The sequence below is a fragment of the Enterobacter cloacae complex sp. SHL022 genome (assembly GCF_049237785.1).
Classification (GTDB): domain Bacteria; phylum Pseudomonadota; class Gammaproteobacteria; order Enterobacterales; family Enterobacteriaceae; genus Enterobacter; species Enterobacter hormaechei_C.
The window spans coordinates 280,195-296,873 of record NZ_JBMKJH010000003.1; the positions used below are offsets into that span (position 1 = coordinate 280,195).

Consider the following 16,679-nt stretch of genomic DNA (forward strand, 5'->3'; position numbering starts at 1 on the left):
CCATGGAAAAGCATACCGAACTCAAACGCGCCAAGCTTCTCGCGCTGTCGCTGCTGCTGATTGCCGTCGCAGCGTTTATCACCACCCTGTTCATGCCGCAAACCTTCTGGGTGCGCGGCGTAAAGGCCATTGCCGAGGCGGCGATGGTTGGCGCGCTGGCGGACTGGTTTGCCGTTGTCGCGCTGTTCCGCCGGGTGCCCATTCCCTTTATCTCGCGCCATACGGCGATTATCCCGCGCAATAAAGACCGCATCGGCGACAATCTCGGCCAGTTCGTGCAGGAAAAGTTTCTCGATACGCAATCCCTTGTCGATCTTATCCGTCGCTACGAGCCCGCACAGATGATTGGGACCTGGTTCAGCCAGCCCGATAACGCCCGGCGCGTGGGGCAGCATCTGGTGCAGGTGATGGGCGGTTTTCTGGAACTTACCGACGATGGGCGCATCCAGCGCCTGCTCAAACGCGCGGTGCATAAGGCTATCGACAAGGTCGATTTAACCGAGACCAGCGCCGTCATGCTGGAAAGCATGACCAAAAACAACCGTCACCAGGTGCTGCTGGACGCCATCATAAACCGCCTGATTACCCTGATTCAGCGGGAAAGCACGCGGGAATTTATTGCTGACCAGATCGTTCACTGGCTTAAGACCGAGCATCCGCGCAAGGCCATGGTGCTGCCCACCGAGTGGCTGGGCGATCAAAGCGCGGAGATGGTGTCGAACGCGGTGAACACGCTGCTGGACGATATCAGCCACGACCGTACGCACCAGATCCGTCAGGCATTTGACCGCGCCACAATCAAGTTCATCGACAATCTGAAAAACGATCCGGAGATGACGGCGAAAGCCGAGAATATCAAACACTACCTCAAGAATGATGAGGCCTTTAACCGCTATCTGGGGGAAATGTGGGCTGACCTGCGCCAGTGGCTGAAAAATGACATGCAGAGCGATGATTCCCGCGTGAAGCAGCGTATCGCCAACGCCGGGCTGTGGTTTGGCGAAACGCTGACCAACGACGCCAGCCTGCGGGCGTCGCTGAATGAGCATCTGGAGCAGGCCGCGCACCGCGTGGCGCCGGATTTCGCCGCGTTCCTGACGCGCCATATAAGCGACACGGTGAAAAGCTGGGATGCCAAAGACATGTCACGCCAGATAGAACTCAATATCGGTAAAGATCTTCAGTTCATTCGCGTTAACGGTACCCTGGTGGGCGGTACGATTGGCCTGATCCTGTTTCTGCTCTCGCAGCTACCCGCCGTGCTGGGGCATTAATCCGCTTTTGGCGGCGCGATAACGTAGCGCGTCGCCTCGAAGCGATTCAGGATCAGGTGCACCAGAAAGACCATCGTCAGCGTGACCACCAGCGCGAAGGTAACGGAGGTGATGCGGTACAGATCGCTGAACACCAGGTCGCTGTCCGGGTGCATGTTCTGCCCGAACATAATGCCGATGGTGGTGATACTGGCGAAGCCTACCCCGGCGCCGACCTTCTCCATTACGTGCAGACGCGCGCCAAACGCCAGTCCAAGGCCAATCAGCGGCATCATCAGCAGCATATGGCTGCTGTGATCGTAGAGGATAAGCTGGACGACAAGGATATAGAGGCACCCCAGCACCACGCCAACCACGCGCCAGATGGAGCTGATAACCGAGCCGCGATAGTGCATCGGGAACAGGATCAAAATCCCCGCCATCAGCGCCGAAAGCGAATCGCTTAAGTCGCTAATCTGGAACACGACGAAAATCAGCGTCGCCACGGTGCCGGATAGCAGCGACTCGTGGCGCACGCGGGCATCGTCTTTCTCAATCAGCGGCGGCGGCTTACGCGGCTCCACGTCCGGCAGCAGGTAGTTCATCAGCGCGCTCAGGCACACCGCCATCACGCTCGCTTCGATGTTAGAGAATAAAAGCGTGTGCCAGTTGGTGGTGGGGTAGCTCATAAAGTTGAGCATCACGCTCTGGCAAACCACGCCCATCGAGCCGAACAGGAACAGCGGCCCCTTACTCATAAAGCGAAAACGCATCACGTACAGGGCAAACACCACCAGCGTCATGATGACCGGCCACTGCGACAGATAGCCGATAATCAACACCATTTCGACGCAGTTCAGCGAGGCGCTGAAGATAAACTGCTTCGCCACGTGGCGATTAAACACCGGTACCAGCGAGAGAAGCATGATCGGGTAGACCACAAAAAACACGCCGTAGCTGGTGTTGTAGAAACTCGAAATACTGAGCGCAATCATCCCGGCAAAGACGATACGCAGGGTCTGGCGAAAGTCGTTTGCCGTATAGACGATGTTGCCGTGCGGGGTAAATACCCGTGCCAGGGTGCTAATAGACATAGTGAAGCAGGCTCACCAGATGGATTTGCATCCCGGAGAAGAATCGCGCAAACGGCCCTTCGCTGTTGTAGAGCTGCACGGTGGCGCGCGCGCCGGTCGGCAGCGGCTTCGGTAAGGCTTCGTCCAGCGCTACGTGAATGCGCATACGCTGGGCATCACGCACCCAGCGGTTGGAGGTTTCCGGTTCAGAAAGTTGACCGTTTACGGCCTCCTGTCCGGCGAGGATCCCCGCGTCGCTGCTGGTAACGTGGGCACGGAAAACGTGCCCCGGGAAGGCGTCAAACACCACGGCAGCGTCGGTCCCCTGATGGGTATGACGCAGGCTCTTCTCGCGGAAATCCGCCACGATATCGATCCGGGTGTTCACCAGCGCCAGCGCAGCCGAACCGGATGAGGCGTAAAAACCGGGGCTTAATTGCAGGTTACTGACCGTGCCGTCCGCCTCGGCGTAGACCTTCGTCCAGCCAAGATTCAGCTCCGCTTCATCCAGCGCGTTACGGTATTTTTGCAGCGTCACGTTACGGTGCTCATCCCGCTCGCCGCGCTGAATGCGCAGGTTATGAATATTCGCCTGGATCGAGCTGACGGACTGCTCGCTGCTCTGCCAGGTGGTACGGACCTTATCCAGATCCGCCTGCGATACGTTCTGCAAGGTGCTCAGTTTCTGGTAGCGGTCGAATGTCACTTTGTCGTTACGCGCGGTCAGCACGGCGGTTTTCAGGCTGGCCTGCGCTGCGGCAATCTGCGCATCCAGCTGATCGTTAGACAGACGCGCCTGTTCCAGCGCGATCTGCGCCGCCTCGACCTTATTGCGAAACGGCGTGGCGTCGAGCTCAAACAGCAGATCGCCTTTCTTAACCTGGCTATTGTTATGGACATGTACCGCCGCCACATACCCGGAGACGCGGGCAGACACCGGGGTCACCACGCGCATCACGGTGGAGTCCGGCGTCAGCGGGATCCAGATATCCGCGACGATAAAGTAAACAAACATCAGCAGGAAAGAGGCAATACTCACCCTTACCCAGCGGGCAAACTTTTGTTCAGGAGTCATTATTTTTCGGTCTTATTATCTTCTTCGCGGATTGTCCGCAAATTGCAGGCGATTTGATTGAGAGTAGCGCTGAAAATATCGATATGTTCCGGCGCGATGTTTTGCGATACGCGCGCCTGGAACGTCTCAATCACCTGAGAGAGCCTTTCAAGAATGGCTTTTCCCTCAGGCGTCAGCGTCAGCAGCCGGATACGCTTGTCATACGGCGAGACGGTGCGCAGCAGGTAGCCCTGCTTTTCCAGCTGTGTCAGCGTGCGCATTAGGGGAGGCAGTTCAATGCCCTGCACTTCCGCCAGCTCGCTGACCGAGACGTTATCCCCGAGTTGATGAAGCTGCATCATCACCGTCCAGCTCGACTGGGTTAACCCGGTGTCGAGAATGGCGTCGTCGATGACTGCGCGCCACTGACGCACGATCATCGCCATCCGCATGCCCATCGGCCTGCGGCTAAACAGATCTTCTTCACTCATGGGGAGCCCTCTCGTAGTACGCCATCACGATAATAGTTATCAGGATAAGTATCAAGAAACGAGAAGTTAAAGCGCAGGAATTGCGAAACGATGTTCTCCCTCTCCCTGTGGGAGAGGGTCGGGGTGAGGGCATCAGCCCGCAGCGGCGTTTAGCGGCTAAAATGCTTCCTGACGGCACTTTTCCCCGAAGCCGTCACCACCACCTCCCGATAACCCGCCACCCGCTGGATCCAGCCTTTGCTTTCCATGTGGATAAGCAGCGCAGCGCCCGCCTCACCGCCAAGATGAAACCGCCGCTCGCTCCAGTCCAGGCAGGCGCAGCAGGCCTTCCGACGCGGATGAGCGCTTAACGGAATACCGAGCGCCAGGAACTGCTCCCGACCATACAGGGTCAATGCGGAACCGTCAGCCTCCAGCCAGCCTTCCGCCTGCATGAAATCATAGATCTGCACCGCCACCGCGCCTGCGAGATGGTCGTAGCAGGTCCGGGCTTCACGCATGGCTTTCGGCGCGCTGGTTTCCGGCGGGGTAATGCGGCTCCACGAAAGCCCCATCATCTGTTCCACCAGCGCCGCCACGTCGTGCCCGGCAAGACGATAATAACGATGCCGCCCTTGCGACAGGCAGGTAATTAGCTGCCCTTCAACCAGCCGGGCAAGATGCCCGCTGGCGGTCGACGGCGCAACGTCTGCCGCCGCACTCAGTTCAGTGGCCGTCCACGCACGCCCGTCCATTAGCGCACAAAGCATCTTCACGCGCGACGGATCGGCCATTGCAGCCGCCACCGCGGCAATCGCCTTTTCCAGCATCGCGCTGTTGTCAGGGGGTAAACTCGTCTTAAGCATGGGCCGCCCAGGGTTCGGTGATCTCTGCGGCCAGCTTATCATCATCCGTCAGCAGAATAAGGTGATTCGCATGGTCGCTGTACTGAGTCAGGATAGACACGCCGCGTGCCCTCCGGTTTCGGAACTGTATTCCCGCACCAGCTGCGCCACGAGAATACGGTAGAAAGAGAAAATCGACGCCCGTCCTTCGGCCTGCGCCGCCTGATGAAAGACGTTCTGCTTCCAGCGGCGGACGGCCTCTTCATCCCGCCACCAGGAAAGGGAGAGGATTTTGCCGTCGGTCGTCAGGCTCTGGAACCGTTCGATATCGATAAAGCCGTCGATGTCGGCCAGCAAAGGCTTAAGCTCTGCGGCAAGTTGGAGGTAGCGCGCCTGATGGGCAGGCGCGGCTTTGGCTTCGAAAAGGACTGCGATCATGATGGTCTCTCCGCTGTGATGTTGAGGAGAGAATGCAGGATGGAAAAGCACAATGCTTCGGTAAAGAGCGAAGCTTTAGCCCAGAACCGACCTCGGCTCCATAAACGCGCGGATCCCCCACTCGCCCATCTCGCGCCCCACGCCGGAGTGCTTAAACCCGCCAAACGGCGCTTTCGGTTCATGAGCCAGGGTGTTCACCAGCACGCGACCGGAAACAATCTGCTGTGCCACGCGTCGCGCGCGGTCCACATCGCCGCCCAGCACCATCGCGCTCAGGCCGTACTCGGTATCGTTGGCAATGGCAATCGCCTCCGCCTCGTCCTGATAAGGGATTACGCACAGCACCGGGCCGAAAATCTCGTCGCGGGCAATGGTCATCCGATTGTTCACGCCGGCAAACAGCGTCGGACGCACAAACCAGCCGTCCCGCGTGCCTTCCGGTCGCCCTTCGCCGCCCGCCAGCAGGCGCGCCCCTTCTTCGATTCCTTTGCGGATATAGCCCTGCACCCGCAGCCACTGCTTTTCGCTGACCATCGGGCCGACGTCTGTCGTGCTGTTGCGCGGGTCGCCGGATTTCACCGCCGCCACGGCCTGCGCCAGCGCGGTTTCGATCTCCGCCTTGCGCGAGTAAGGCACCAGAATGCGCGTCCCGGCCACGCACGCCTGCCCGCTGTTCATAAACCCGGCCTGGATCACCAGCGGGATCGCCTGCTCGAGATCCACATCATCCAGCAGGATCGTCGGCGATTTACCGCCCAACTCCAGCGTTACGCGCTTAAAGCTTTCCGCCGCGTTGCGCAGGATCGCCTTGCCGGTATTCGTGGAACCGGTGAACGAGATTTTCGCGACGTCCGGATGGCGGCTGAGGGTTTCGCCCACCGTCTCGCCGCGTCCGGTGACGATGTTAAACACGCCCGGCGGCAGCGCGGCGTCGCGCAGCGCTTCGGTGACAATCTGCGTTTGCAGGGCGCTCATTTCGCTCGGCTTGATGACCGCCGTGCAGCCCGCCGCCAGCGCGGCCGCCAGTTTGCCGCAGATAAACCCCGCATCGCTGTTCCATGGCGTAATCAGCCCGGCCACGCCGAGCGGCGTCATCTGCACCGTTGCGGCACCTGCGGAGGTGACAAACTCAAACGCCTCAAGCGCCTCGATGGCCTGAGCAATCACCTCTGCCGGATAGCTTGCCATCCATGCCGAGCGCGAGGCGGGCGCGCCGTACTCTTCAATGACCGCTTCCAGCAGATCGTCGTGACGAGCGGCCACGGCGGCGTGCATGCGCTTCAGCGCGGCGATGCGTTCCTGCTTTGTGGTCTGCGACCACGCCGGAAACGCCGCTTTCGCCGCCGCGATAGCGCGTTCAGCGTCAACCTCATCCGCCAGGCGAATCTGACCGATGACCTGCGCCGTCGCCGGGTTGTACAAATCAAACCACTCGGTGCCGTGCGGGGTAACAAACTCGCCGTTAATAAAGATCTGTTCGATGGTGTGCATATAAACCTCCTCAGGCTGTGTGAGACCAGTCTGTCACGGCTTCTCCGTTGCGATAATCCACGCTATGCTGCAAGGGTTGTTTCGATTTTCAGGATAATCTATGCATCGTTCAGGTCTGACAGAGCTGGAAGTGGTGATGGCGGTGGTGCGGCGCGGCAGCTTTCGCGGCGCGGCGCAGGAACTGGGGATGTCCGCCACGGCGGTCAGCAACGCCATCGCCGGGCTGGAGAGCCGCCTTGAGACGCGACTTTTCAACCGCACCACCCGCAGCGTGGCGCTCACCGACGCCGGGCAGCGCTACGTGGCGCGTATCGGCCCGGCGCTACAGGAGATCCGTCTCGCCGGGGAGGAGATCCACAGCGACACCGGGGAACCCGCCGGCACGCTGCGTCTGAACGTGCCGAACCATATCGGCACCCTGTTTCTGGACCAGCTGCTGATCGACTTCATGATCCGCTACCCGAAAATGCGCGTGGAAACGGTGAGCGAAGCGAGGATGATCGACATCGTCGCCGAAGGCTATGACGCGGGGATCCGCCTCGAAGAGTCCGTTCCGCAGGACATGATCGCTGTGCCGCTGACCGGTGAGATCCGCCAGCTGGTGACCGCCACGCCGGACTATTTCGCCCGTCACGGCATACCCGAGACGCCGGACGATCTGCTTTCACATCAGGGGATCGGCATGCGTATGGCCCACGGCGGGATCTACCGCTGGGAGCTGGCCCGTCGGGGGGAAACGTACGCCCTTGCCGTGCCGCCGCGCTTTGCGACGTCCGATCTTTTTGCCTCGATCCGCGCCGTAAAAGCGGGGTTAGGGGTGGGATTTTTACCGGAAATCTATATTCAGGACGAGCTGAAAAGCGGGGAGCTGGTGAGCGTCTTAAACGACTGGGCGCAGCCGTTTGCCGGGCTGCGCCTGTACTACCCCGGCCATCGCCACGTCCCGCCGGGGTTGCGGGCGCTGGTGGCGATGATCCGCGAGCGCGGGATTATTCCAGGTTAGCCTTGTTCAGCCCGTACGCCGCATCCAGCGAGCCCGGCTCCATGCGGGAGGTAATGCCCAGGCGGTTCCAGGCGTTGATCGCCACGATGGCGAAGTTCAGCTCTGAAATCTCCACGTCCGAGAAGTGCTCCGCCACGCTGCGGTACAGCGCATCGCTCACGCCGTGAACGCCGATTTGGGTCAGCGCTTCGGTGAAGGCCAGCGCCGCTTTTTCACGGGCGCTGAACAGCGGGGACTCGCGCCAGGCCGCCAGATGGTACAGGCGCAGCTCGCGCTCGCCGGCGATTTTCGCCTCTTTTGAGTGCATATCGAGACAGAACGTACAGCCGTTCAGCTGCGACACGCGAATGTCGATCAGGTGCTTCAGCGCCGGATCAATAGAGGTTTTCGCCACTTCCATGCTCAGGGCGGAAAGCGCGTTGGTGAGTGCAGGTGTGGCTTTGTGGTGGTTTACGCGAGTGCTCATTGTCTTTCCTCTTTTTTGTGCGGCATGTGTCATGCGATGAAGCAAATCTACGCCGTTCATGACATAGTAAAAAGATACAAAAAGCGTGAAATGAGGTAGGACATGAAGCCGGGCTATCACGAGATTTATTCCCGCTATCGCGACAACATCATGCGCGGCGTGCTGAAGCCGGGCGACAAGGTACCTGCCATCCGCGTGCTGGCGGAAGAGCTGAAGGTGGCGCGCAAAACCGTCGAGACGGCGTATGCCATTCTGACGGGCGAAGGGTATCTGGTGAGCCAGGGCGCGCGCGGGACGCGGGTGAATCCGGATCTTCTGCTGCCCGCGCAAAACGCCCCCACAGAACAAGCGACCGGCACGCTGCCGGCGTCGTTGATTAGCCAACGCGAACGAGCCGGTTTTCTGCGCCCCGGCATTCCCGCCCTCGACAGCTTCCCCTATAAAAAATGGCTGCTGCTGGCGGGCCAGGCGACGCGCGCCATGCGTCAGGATGAAATGCTCAACCCGCCCGTTCTGGGCTGGTATCCGCTGCGCGAGGCGATAGCCCGCTATCTCAATATCTCGCGCGGGTTATCCTGCACTGCGGAACAGGTAATGATCACCAGCGGCTACAGCGGCAGCCTGCGCCTGATCCTCGACACGCTCGCCAGCCGCAGCGATAAAGTGGTATTTGAGGATCCAGGCTACTTTATGGGCCAGCAGTTGCTCAAGCGCATTGTGCCCCGCCTGCACACCGTGCCGGTCGATCGCGCAGGGATGGATACGGACTACCTGCTGCGTAATCACCACGATGCCCGCTTCGCCATCGTTACTCCGTCGCACCAGAGCCCGCTGGCGGTGACGCTCTCCCTGCCGCGCAAGCAGCAGTTGCTCGACTGGGCGTCACAAAACGAGGCGTGGATTATCGAAGATGATTATGACGGCGAATTTCACTACACCCGCAAAGTGCTGCCGTCGCTGAAAAGCCTCGACCAGCATGACAGGGTGATTTTTATGGGCACCTTCAGCAAAACCATCATGCCATCGCTGCGCATGGGGTACGTGGTGATGCCCGCCAGCACCGTCGGCGCGTTTACCGACAGCGCGGACATCCTCACCAGCGGCCAGCCGGTGCTGACGCAAAAGATCCTCACCGCGTTTCTCAACGAAGGGCATTTTTTCCGTCATCTGAAAAAGATGCGCGCGCTCTATCAGACCCGCCGCGACTGGATGATTGCCGCCCTGCGTGAGGTCTATGGCGATCTGTTTTTCACCGAGCAAAACGACGGCGGGATGCATATTGTCGCGTTCCTCGCAAAGGGAAGCGCTGACCGGGAGATCGCCCGCTGCTGGCAGGAACAGCAATTGCAGGTCAATGCGCTTTCGGCGTGGTATCACGGATCAGGAAAACGCTACGGGCTGGTGATGGGCTATAACAACGTGCGGTCGTATCAGGAGGCGCTGGATTTGCTGGAAAGGCCGAAACGGCAGACGCTAGAACTGTTGAGCTGAAAACCACCGGGTGGCGGCTGCGCCTTCCCCGGCCTACGGTCTCCTGTAGGCCCGGTAAGCGTAGCGCCACCAGGCAACCCTATGCTCACACATCATATCGCGATAACCCGACGTCCTTGAGCTGCTCGTCGCTCATCTGGCTCAGAATACGGCGGGTACGGTTGATGCGATACCAGTTACGCAGCGTTTTCGCTACCCAGACAAACGCGATAAACGGACGTTTTGAACGATTCTCGTAGAATTCCATGATGCTCTCCTCGCTATGCCAGTGGGGTTATCATCATGGAAAACGGCCAGTACAATACAGATTCAAAAACTGCTTTTGTTTACCATACAGATCCGCTAAAACGGTATCTGCATGGTGGTTTATTCATCCATCTGTACTGGTTTAATGCTCTGTATGGTGAAAACAAAGGATACAGCATGACGCGCTATCAACATCTGGCCAACCTCCTGGCGGAACGCATTGAACAAGGGCTGTATCGCAGCGGCGAACGTCTGCCGTCGGTACGCACGCTGAGCCAGGAGCACGGCGTGAGCATCAGCACCATACAGCAGGCCTACCAGATCCTCGAAAACCTCCAGCTGATCACGCCTCAGCCGCGCTCCGGCTATTTCGTCTCGAAACGCAAAGCCCAGCCGCCCGTCCCGGCGATGACCCGTCCGGTACAGCGCCCGGTGGACGTTACCCAGTGGGATGAGGTGATGATGCTGCTGGACGCCCGCGCCGACAAAGAGATGATCTCCTTTGGCGGCGGCTCGCCGGACATTAACCAGCCGAGCCTGAAGCCCCTGTGGCGCGAGATGAGCCGCATCGCGCAGCATAACCCCGGCGAGATGCTGAGCTATGACGTGCTCGACGGGCGCCTGGAGCTGCGCGAGCAAATCGCCCGCCTGATGCTGGACGGCGGCTCCACCGTCGCGGCAAACGAAATTGTCATTACCAACGGCTGCCACGGCGCGCTGTCGATCGCCCTGCTCTCGGTGTGCAAACCGGGGGATATCGTGGCGGTGGAATCGCCGTCGTTTCACGGCACCATGCAGATGCTGCGCGGCTTTGACATCAAGGCCATTGAAATTCCCACCGATCCTGAAACCGGGATCAGCATCGAAGCGTTGGAGCTGGCGCTGGAGCAGTGGCCGATCAAGGCGGTGATCCTGGTGCCAAACTGCAATAACCCGCTCGGGTTTATCATGCCGGAGGCGCGGAAGAAGCAGGTCTTAGCCCTGGCACAGCGGCACGATATCGTGATTGTTGAGGATGATATCTACGGCGAGCTGGCGGCGGAGTATCCGCGTCCGCGCACCATTCATTCTATGGATATTGATGGTCGCGTGCTGTTATGCAGTTCGTTTACCAAGACCGTGGCGCCGGGCCTGCGCGTCGGCTGGATTGTGCCGGGGCGCTATTACGATCGGGTGATGCACATGAAGTACGCCGCGGGCGGGTTTAACGTGCCGGGCACGCAGATGGCGGTGGCGGCGTTTATCCGCGACGGCCATTACCATCGCCACGTGCGGCGTATGCGCCAGATTTATCAGCAGAATATGGAGACCTACACCTGCTGGGTGCGGCAGTATTTTCCGGCAGAGATATGCGTCACCCGCCCGCAGGGCAGCTTCCTGCTGTGGGTTGAGCTGCCGGAGACGGTCGATATGGTGTGCGTCAGCAAGCAGCTGTGCCGGCTGAAGATCCAGGCCGCGGCCGGGTCGCTGTTTTCCGCCTCCGGAAAGTACCGCAACTGCCTGCGGATCAACGTAGCGCTGCCGCCGACAGACAAAAATCGCGAGGCATTGAAAAAGATGGGTGAAGCGATTGTGATTGCGATGGAGGAGTAGTGCGGCATTTTGCCCTCACCCCGCCCCTCTCCCACAGGGAGAGGGAGAAAACCGCTCCCGCCACCCGGCAAGATCAACAACTCAGAACTTCCACGAAACGCTGCCCACAATGCTGCGTTCTGCACCGAAGTAGCAGTAAGAGAGAGAGTTACAGGCCGCGACGTAGCTTCTATCCGTCAGGTTATTGACGTTCAACTGCGCGCTCACGCCCGTGAGCCCCACTTTCGACAGGTCATACCCCACGGTCATATCCACCAGCGTGTACGACGGAAGCGTATGGGTATTCTGGCGATCGCTGGCGATCCCGTTGACATAGCGCACGCCGGAGCCGACGGTCAGGCCGTCCAGCGGGCCGGTTTTGACGTCGTAGCTCAGCCAGGCGCTGGCCATGTTACGCGGGGCATAAACGGCGCGCTTGCCCTCCTCTTCCGGGCTGCTCTTCTTGTAGCGAATATCCGTGTAGGTGTATGCCGCCTGCATACGCAGGCTGTCGGTCAGCTGACCAATCGCCTCCAGCTCAACGCCTTCGGATTCGATTTCACCAATGGAACGGTACGGATCGGTCGGCTCCTCTTTAGTGGCAATGTTCTTCTGGTTGATGCGGAACACCGAGGCGCTGAACTGGCTGTTCATCCCCTCTGGCTCATACTTTACGCCCGCTTCCCACTGCTTGCCCTTCATCGGATCCAGGATATTGCCCTGCTCGTCGGCAAAGCTGGTCGGCGTAAAGGCGGTAGAGTAACTGACGTACGGCGCAACGCCGTTATCAAACAGATACAGCAGCGCCGCGCGGCTGCTGAAGTTGTTTTTATCCAGATCGCTGCGGGTGTGGTTAAAGTTGTCGACGTTCGACACGCTCACCTGGTCGTAACGCCCGCCGAGCGTCAGGCGCCAGCGGTCAACGGACATCTGATCCTGTAGGTAGTAGCCGGTCTGGCGCAGCTTGTGTTTTTCCCTGCTGTACTGGGTGATGTAGTCCGGCTTCGCACCGTAAACCGGGTGGAAGGCGTCAATCGGCGGGAAGCCGCCATAGTAGCCGGTCACGTTGTTGGTGCGGTCCTGATAGTCCATGCCGATCAGCACGCGGTGGTTCACCGCCCCGGTGTCGAAGCTGCCGTCGACCTGGTTATCCAGGGTGATGGCGTTCATCTTCTCGTCAGAGCCGGAATAGCCGCGATTCAGCTCGGTGTCATTCAGCCAGCCTGCGGCATACACCTGGTTCAGCTCGACTTTGGTGTGCAGGTAGCGCAGCTTCTGGCGCACAGACCAGCCGCTGTCAAACAGGTGCTCGATGTTATAGCCGACCATGTTTTCCCGACGATCGTACTTGTCGTAATCGTCCTCGCCCTCGAAGAAGGTGTTGGAGATTTTCTTACCGCTGTGCGGTACAACGGTGCCCTCATATGGCAGGCCGGAGTGGCTGCCTCCTTCCGGATCGCGGTGCAGGTAGGCCATCAGATCCAGACGGGTGCTGTCGGTGATACGCCAGGTCAGGCTCGGCATCAGGGCGTAACGCTCTTCTTTGAGCGGATCGAACTGGGAATCCGCATAGCGGGTCATCCCGCTGAGGCGCACCGCCACGCGGTCGTTATCATCAACCGGGCCGGTCACGTCGAACATCGCCCCACGCTGGTTATTGTTACCGGCGAAGAGCTTAATCTCCCCGCCAGGATCGAACGATGGCTTACGGGAGGTGAGCGCCACAATCCCGCCCGGCGATGAGCGGCCATAGAGCACGGAGGCCGGACCGCGCACGACTTCGATACTGTCCAGGAACCACGGGTCAACCACCAGCGAGCTGTGGGAATTGGTGTCGCCCATCATCTTCAGGCCGTCGAGGTAGACGTTGTCCAGACTGCCGTCCGAGAAGCCGCGCAGCACCATGTAGTCAAAGCGGTTTGACGCCCCGATCTGGTTGCTGTAGACCCCCGGCGTGTAGCTCACGGCCTGACGCACGCTGGTTGCGCCCTGCTCTTCGAACTGCTCGCGCGTGACGATAGAGACCGACTGCGGGGTTTCAATATCCGGTGTTTCAAGCTTGGTGGCCGCAGACTGCATCTGCGAGGTCACCACCACGGTGTCAGTTTTTTGGGCATCCTGCGCCAGTAAAGGAAAAGCGACGCTACCGGTAACCCATCCCACCAGCAGTGCCAGACGCGATTTAGCAAACATAACCCTCTCCAGAGATATTTCTTATTGTTAATAAGAATTATTACCTTTTTGAGAGTGCAAACGGCTATGCGTACAGCCAGGTTACGTATGCGCGATGCTAAACCGCACGGGATGCATTCGCGCGACAGGAGAAATTACGTTAGCGGAGTTTGCGCACGTCACCCGGTGAAATCCCGTAATGACGACGAAACGCGGTGGCGAAGTTGGTGGCATGCTGATACCCGCACATCCACGCCGCCTGCTGCACGCTGTGGCCTTCCAGCAGATAGCGGCGCGCCAGCGCAAGGCGACAGTTGCGGAGATAGTCGAAGAGGGTGCAGCCATAGCGCTGACGGAACTTGCTACGCAGGCTGCTTGGGCTCATTGCAGCCAGGGCTGCCAGCTGCGCGAGAGTATGATCCCGTTCAGGAGACTGTTCCAGCAGGCTCCGCACGCGTTCAAGACGCGCATGTTCAGGGCGGCTTGGGCAAGGCTGCTGGCGCTGGTTGAGGCCATGGCCGAGCAGCTGATACATCAGCCCCTCAAGCAACAGCTTGCGTGAGAGCACGCTTACCCCCTGCCGCTGCGCATGCAGAATACCTGACATCACAAACTCGGGAACCTGCCAGACAAACGCGGGTGCATTCAGGCTTTGCCATTCCAGAAGCAATGACTCAAGCAAGGCTTCACGTCCGGCATCGTGCGGGTACACGCCAAACGAGAGCGTTTTCAGCGTGCTATCGGCATCGTGACGCGCGCTCATTACCTGATCTTCACTCAGACGTGAGCTGAACGCCATGCCCGGGCGGACGGGATAATTGATACCATTGAGCGTGAGCGTCACGCACCCTTCCAGCACCACCAGCATATAGAGCGGGCTGCTGTGGCGAGAGGTGGTTTCATAGGGCTGTAATACACGTACGTCGGAATGGGTCAGCGAAATGCCGGACGAGAGCATCATCTCTTCAACATTCCCCTGCAACACGGGGCTACCGCTGACCTGCGCCTCTTTTAACTGGGGGAAACGGTAGTCGATGCCGTAGCGCTCGCCGAATACCTGAAAATCTTCAACAAAAAATATGCGTTTCGCTGATTTATTTTCACTCTGGAGCATCATTCGGGGCCTGCATCGGGAAAGGACAGGCAAAACAGTACCATCCATTTGCAATGGCAGCAATCACCGGGCGCAGACACTATTACGCTCCGGACGAAGCCGGAGCGAAGGCATATATTTCCTTGCGAGAGATATATTTATGCTTCCTGCCACTCAGCAAAAACCTCTTTATGGTTTTTGGTCAGGACAACTTTATTATCTTCGACTTTATCAACCCAGCCGAGAGGAATAAAATGGTGCTTGCCGCCCGATTCCGGATCGCTCTTCGCAAGCTTGATACGCTCACCATCAAGATGGTCCACAACCCCGACGTGCGTTCCGCAGCTGGCGACAACCTGAGTGTGATCCTTAATTGCGCTTTTATCTACCATAATTATTCTCCTGTTTCGGTTATTTGCCTGTTGCACGAAATTAACTGTAGCGCATAAATTAAGGCTTAAACGCTCTATTAGCATTTTGAAACATCATTGACAGAACCGAATATTCATTCTACTTAACGCCGAAATGAAAAAATAAGAATGAGATGAATTATTACTGACTGATTATTTCCCGTTCATAATTAACTTATCGCAACCAACGAGGAGGTATTTATGACGATTCGCAACAATCGGACAGAAATTTCGCTGGCTCTTGGTGAAGCGGTTTTAGACATCGTGCAAAAAGGCCATGAAGTATCGCGAGAAAATCTCGCCCAGGCGATGAAAATCAAAGCGGAGAAAGAGCGCGACGACGAGCGGCTTCTTAACTACTGGAAGGCGTGTAATATGCTGGTTTGAACGTAGCGGCGTTTAGGCTGACTAAACGCCGCCTCATGTTACTCGTCGAAGTACCAGTACCCCTGGTTAATCAGCCCGGTGAGTTCGTCCACAAACGCCGGATTATTCAGTGCGTCACCCAGCTCGGCCTGGCCGAGCTCGGTGTAGCGGCACAGCGCGTCTGCCCCGTTCACATCCGCCGTTTCCAGCTGTTCACTGTTGATAAAGAAGCTGCCGTTAACGTTCAGCACGCGCAGGCCGCTCAGGCGCGACAGCGTTTCGCCGCCCTGAAGCGCGTCCAGCACCTCTTCTGCGGAATACGGCGGCTCGGCGGCGGCAATATCCAGCTCGTGACGTGGCGTGGAAACGAAGCTGCCAAACCATTTCGTGAAATCATCCGGCTTGCTAATCATGTCGATCATCATCTCGCGAATGCGATCAAGCTCGTACTGCTCCACGCGGCCCGGGTGTTCGCGGCAGGTCAGATCCGGATCGCTGTAGTGTTCGCCGCCCAGATCGTTCTCCAGCGCATAGTCGGCAAAGCTGCTGATCAGATCGCGACCGTTCGGCCCGCGAAAACCGACAGAGTAGTTGAGCGCGGTTTCATGGGTGAAGCCGTCATGCGGGAATCCAGGCGGAATGTAGAGGATATCGCCCGGCGCCAGATCTTCGTCGATGATCGGCTCAAACGGATCGACATGTAGCAGAGCCGGATGCGGGCAGAACTGACGCATCGGCAGCTTGTCACCCACGCGCCAGCGGCGGCTGCCCATCCCCTGGATGATAAACACATCGTACTGATCGATATGCGGCCCAACGCCGCCGCCCGGGACAGAAAAGGAGATCATCAGGTCATCGAGACGCCAGTCCGGCAGGACGCGGAACGGACGCACCAGCTCTGCGGCGGGCATATGCCAGTGGTTCACCGCCTGCGCCAGCAGGGACCAGCCGGTTTCACCGAGGTTATCGAAATGCTCAAACGGGCCATTGCTCGCCTGCCACTTGCCGTTAGCGTGGCTTACCAGGCGGCTATCGACTTCCGGCTCCATCGCCAGACCCGCCAGTTCATCAGGGGTAATGGGGTCGACAAAATTCGGGAAGGCATTTTTCAGTACAACGGGTTGTTTTTGCCAGTATTTTTCAAGAAATTCCGGCCAGTTCAGGTTCAGTTGATACGCCATGGTTAGCACCAGTGAGAGGGTAAACAGGCGCGATTATAGGTAAGAAAGCAGAGGG

At 58.7% G+C, this 16,679-nt stretch carries 17 protein-coding genes and 1 pseudogene; 5 read left to right on the plus strand and 13 right to left on the minus strand.

The genetic code is table 11. The annotated features are described in order from the left end of the window. Positions 1–2: 2 nt before the first annotated feature. A complete protein-coding gene (locus ACOTZD_RS08190; protein ID WP_032608445.1) occupies positions 3–1,274 on the plus strand; it encodes a DUF445 domain-containing protein in 1,272 nt (423 codons plus the stop codon). Here the strand turns inward: ACOTZD_RS08190 and ACOTZD_RS08195 are convergent. The 7 genes and pseudogenes from ACOTZD_RS08195 to ACOTZD_RS08225 form a co-directional block, all read right to left on the minus strand. Beyond that, entirely contained in the window at positions 1,271–2,347 is a 1,077-nt protein-coding gene (locus ACOTZD_RS08195) for a DUF2955 domain-containing protein (RefSeq protein WP_003863094.1), read from the minus strand. The genes ACOTZD_RS08190 and ACOTZD_RS08195 overlap by 4 nt on opposite strands. Beyond that, positions 2,337–3,404, minus strand: coding sequence for an HlyD family secretion protein (locus ACOTZD_RS08200; RefSeq protein ID WP_086527941.1), 1,068 nt, complete (start codon positions 3,402–3,404; stop codon positions 2,337–2,339). The genes ACOTZD_RS08195 and ACOTZD_RS08200 overlap by 11 nt, the downstream gene beginning before the upstream one ends. After that, a complete protein-coding gene (locus ACOTZD_RS08205; RefSeq protein WP_003863089.1) occupies positions 3,401–3,871 on the minus strand; it encodes a MarR family winged helix-turn-helix transcriptional regulator in 471 nt (156 codons plus the stop codon). Before ACOTZD_RS08205 ends, ACOTZD_RS08200 begins: the two co-directional genes overlap by 4 nt. Positions 3,872–4,020: 149 nt before the next feature. Next, the gene (locus ACOTZD_RS08210; RefSeq protein ID WP_045340719.1) at positions 4,021–4,716 is read right to left on the minus strand and encodes an ArsR/SmtB family transcription factor; all 696 of its coding nucleotides are present in this window, start codon (positions 4,714–4,716) and stop codon (positions 4,021–4,023) included. Further along, positions 4,709–4,825, minus strand: a pseudogene (locus tag ACOTZD_RS08215) (amino acid-binding protein); the annotation flags it as partial. The pseudogene ACOTZD_RS08215 and the gene ACOTZD_RS08210, both read right to left, overlap by 8 nt. Next, a complete protein-coding gene (locus ACOTZD_RS08220) occupies positions 4,804–5,133 on the minus strand; it encodes an antibiotic biosynthesis monooxygenase family protein (RefSeq protein WP_174402432.1) in 330 nt (109 codons plus the stop codon). The pseudogene ACOTZD_RS08215 and the gene ACOTZD_RS08220, both read right to left, overlap by 22 nt. Positions 5,134–5,208: 75 nt before the next feature. After that, complete coding sequence (locus ACOTZD_RS08225) at positions 5,209–6,624, minus strand: aldehyde dehydrogenase family protein (protein ID WP_048209768.1); 1,416 nt, start codon at positions 6,622–6,624, stop codon at positions 5,209–5,211. 100 nt (positions 6,625–6,724) lie between these two features. On the opposite strand from ACOTZD_RS08225, the gene ACOTZD_RS08230 reads away from it, so the two are divergent. Then, positions 6,725–7,627, plus strand: a complete 903-nt coding sequence (locus ACOTZD_RS08230) for a LysR family transcriptional regulator (protein WP_003863079.1) — start codon at positions 6,725–6,727, stop codon at positions 7,625–7,627. On the opposite strand, the gene ACOTZD_RS08235 is transcribed toward ACOTZD_RS08230, so the two are convergent. Beyond that, a complete protein-coding gene (locus ACOTZD_RS08235; protein ID WP_003863077.1) occupies positions 7,614–8,093 on the minus strand; it encodes a carboxymuconolactone decarboxylase family protein in 480 nt (159 codons plus the stop codon). The genes ACOTZD_RS08230 and ACOTZD_RS08235 overlap by 14 nt on opposite strands. Positions 8,094–8,195: 102 nt before the next feature. Here ACOTZD_RS08235 and ACOTZD_RS08240 point away from each other — a divergent pair, with 102 nt between their 5' ends. Then, complete coding sequence (locus ACOTZD_RS08240) at positions 8,196–9,584, plus strand: PLP-dependent aminotransferase family protein (RefSeq protein ID WP_050871249.1); 1,389 nt, start codon at positions 8,196–8,198, stop codon at positions 9,582–9,584. Positions 9,585–9,669: 85 nt separating this feature from the next. On the opposite strand, the gene ACOTZD_RS08245 is transcribed toward ACOTZD_RS08240, so the two are convergent. Further along, complete coding sequence (locus ACOTZD_RS08245) at positions 9,670–9,831, minus strand: DUF1127 domain-containing protein (protein ID WP_003863073.1); 162 nt, start codon at positions 9,829–9,831, stop codon at positions 9,670–9,672. A gap of 176 nt (positions 9,832–10,007) precedes the next feature. On the opposite strand from ACOTZD_RS08245, the gene ACOTZD_RS08250 reads away from it, so the two are divergent. After that, a complete protein-coding gene (locus tag ACOTZD_RS08250; protein ID WP_003863072.1) occupies positions 10,008–11,423 on the plus strand; it encodes a PLP-dependent aminotransferase family protein in 1,416 nt (471 codons plus the stop codon). An 81-nt stretch (positions 11,424–11,504) separates the two neighbouring features. On the opposite strand, the gene foxA is transcribed toward ACOTZD_RS08250, so the two are convergent. From foxA to ACOTZD_RS08265, 3 genes are all read right to left on the minus strand, one after another. Continuing rightward, positions 11,505–13,613, minus strand: coding sequence for a ferrioxamine B receptor FoxA (gene foxA, locus ACOTZD_RS08255; RefSeq protein ID WP_113771850.1), 2,109 nt, complete (start codon positions 13,611–13,613; stop codon positions 11,505–11,507). 121 nt (positions 13,614–13,734) lie between these two features. Further along, positions 13,735–14,691, minus strand: a complete 957-nt coding sequence (locus ACOTZD_RS08260) for a helix-turn-helix domain-containing protein (protein WP_022650335.1) — start codon at positions 14,689–14,691, stop codon at positions 13,735–13,737. Between the two features lie 134 nt (positions 14,692–14,825). Then, positions 14,826–15,059 (minus strand): DUF2171 domain-containing protein, encoded by a 234-nt coding sequence (locus ACOTZD_RS08265; protein WP_003863067.1) that lies wholly within the window; start codon positions 15,057–15,059, stop codon positions 14,826–14,828. A gap of 219 nt (positions 15,060–15,278) precedes the next feature. On the opposite strand from ACOTZD_RS08265, the gene ACOTZD_RS08270 reads away from it, so the two are divergent. After that, complete coding sequence (locus ACOTZD_RS08270) at positions 15,279–15,464, plus strand: hypothetical protein (protein ID WP_010427252.1); 186 nt, start codon at positions 15,279–15,281, stop codon at positions 15,462–15,464. A gap of 38 nt (positions 15,465–15,502) precedes the next feature. On the opposite strand, the gene ACOTZD_RS08275 is transcribed toward ACOTZD_RS08270, so the two are convergent. Then, a complete protein-coding gene (locus ACOTZD_RS08275; RefSeq protein ID WP_045342555.1) occupies positions 15,503–16,624 on the minus strand; it encodes a cupin domain-containing protein in 1,122 nt (373 codons plus the stop codon). Positions 16,625–16,679: the final 55 nt, after the last annotated feature.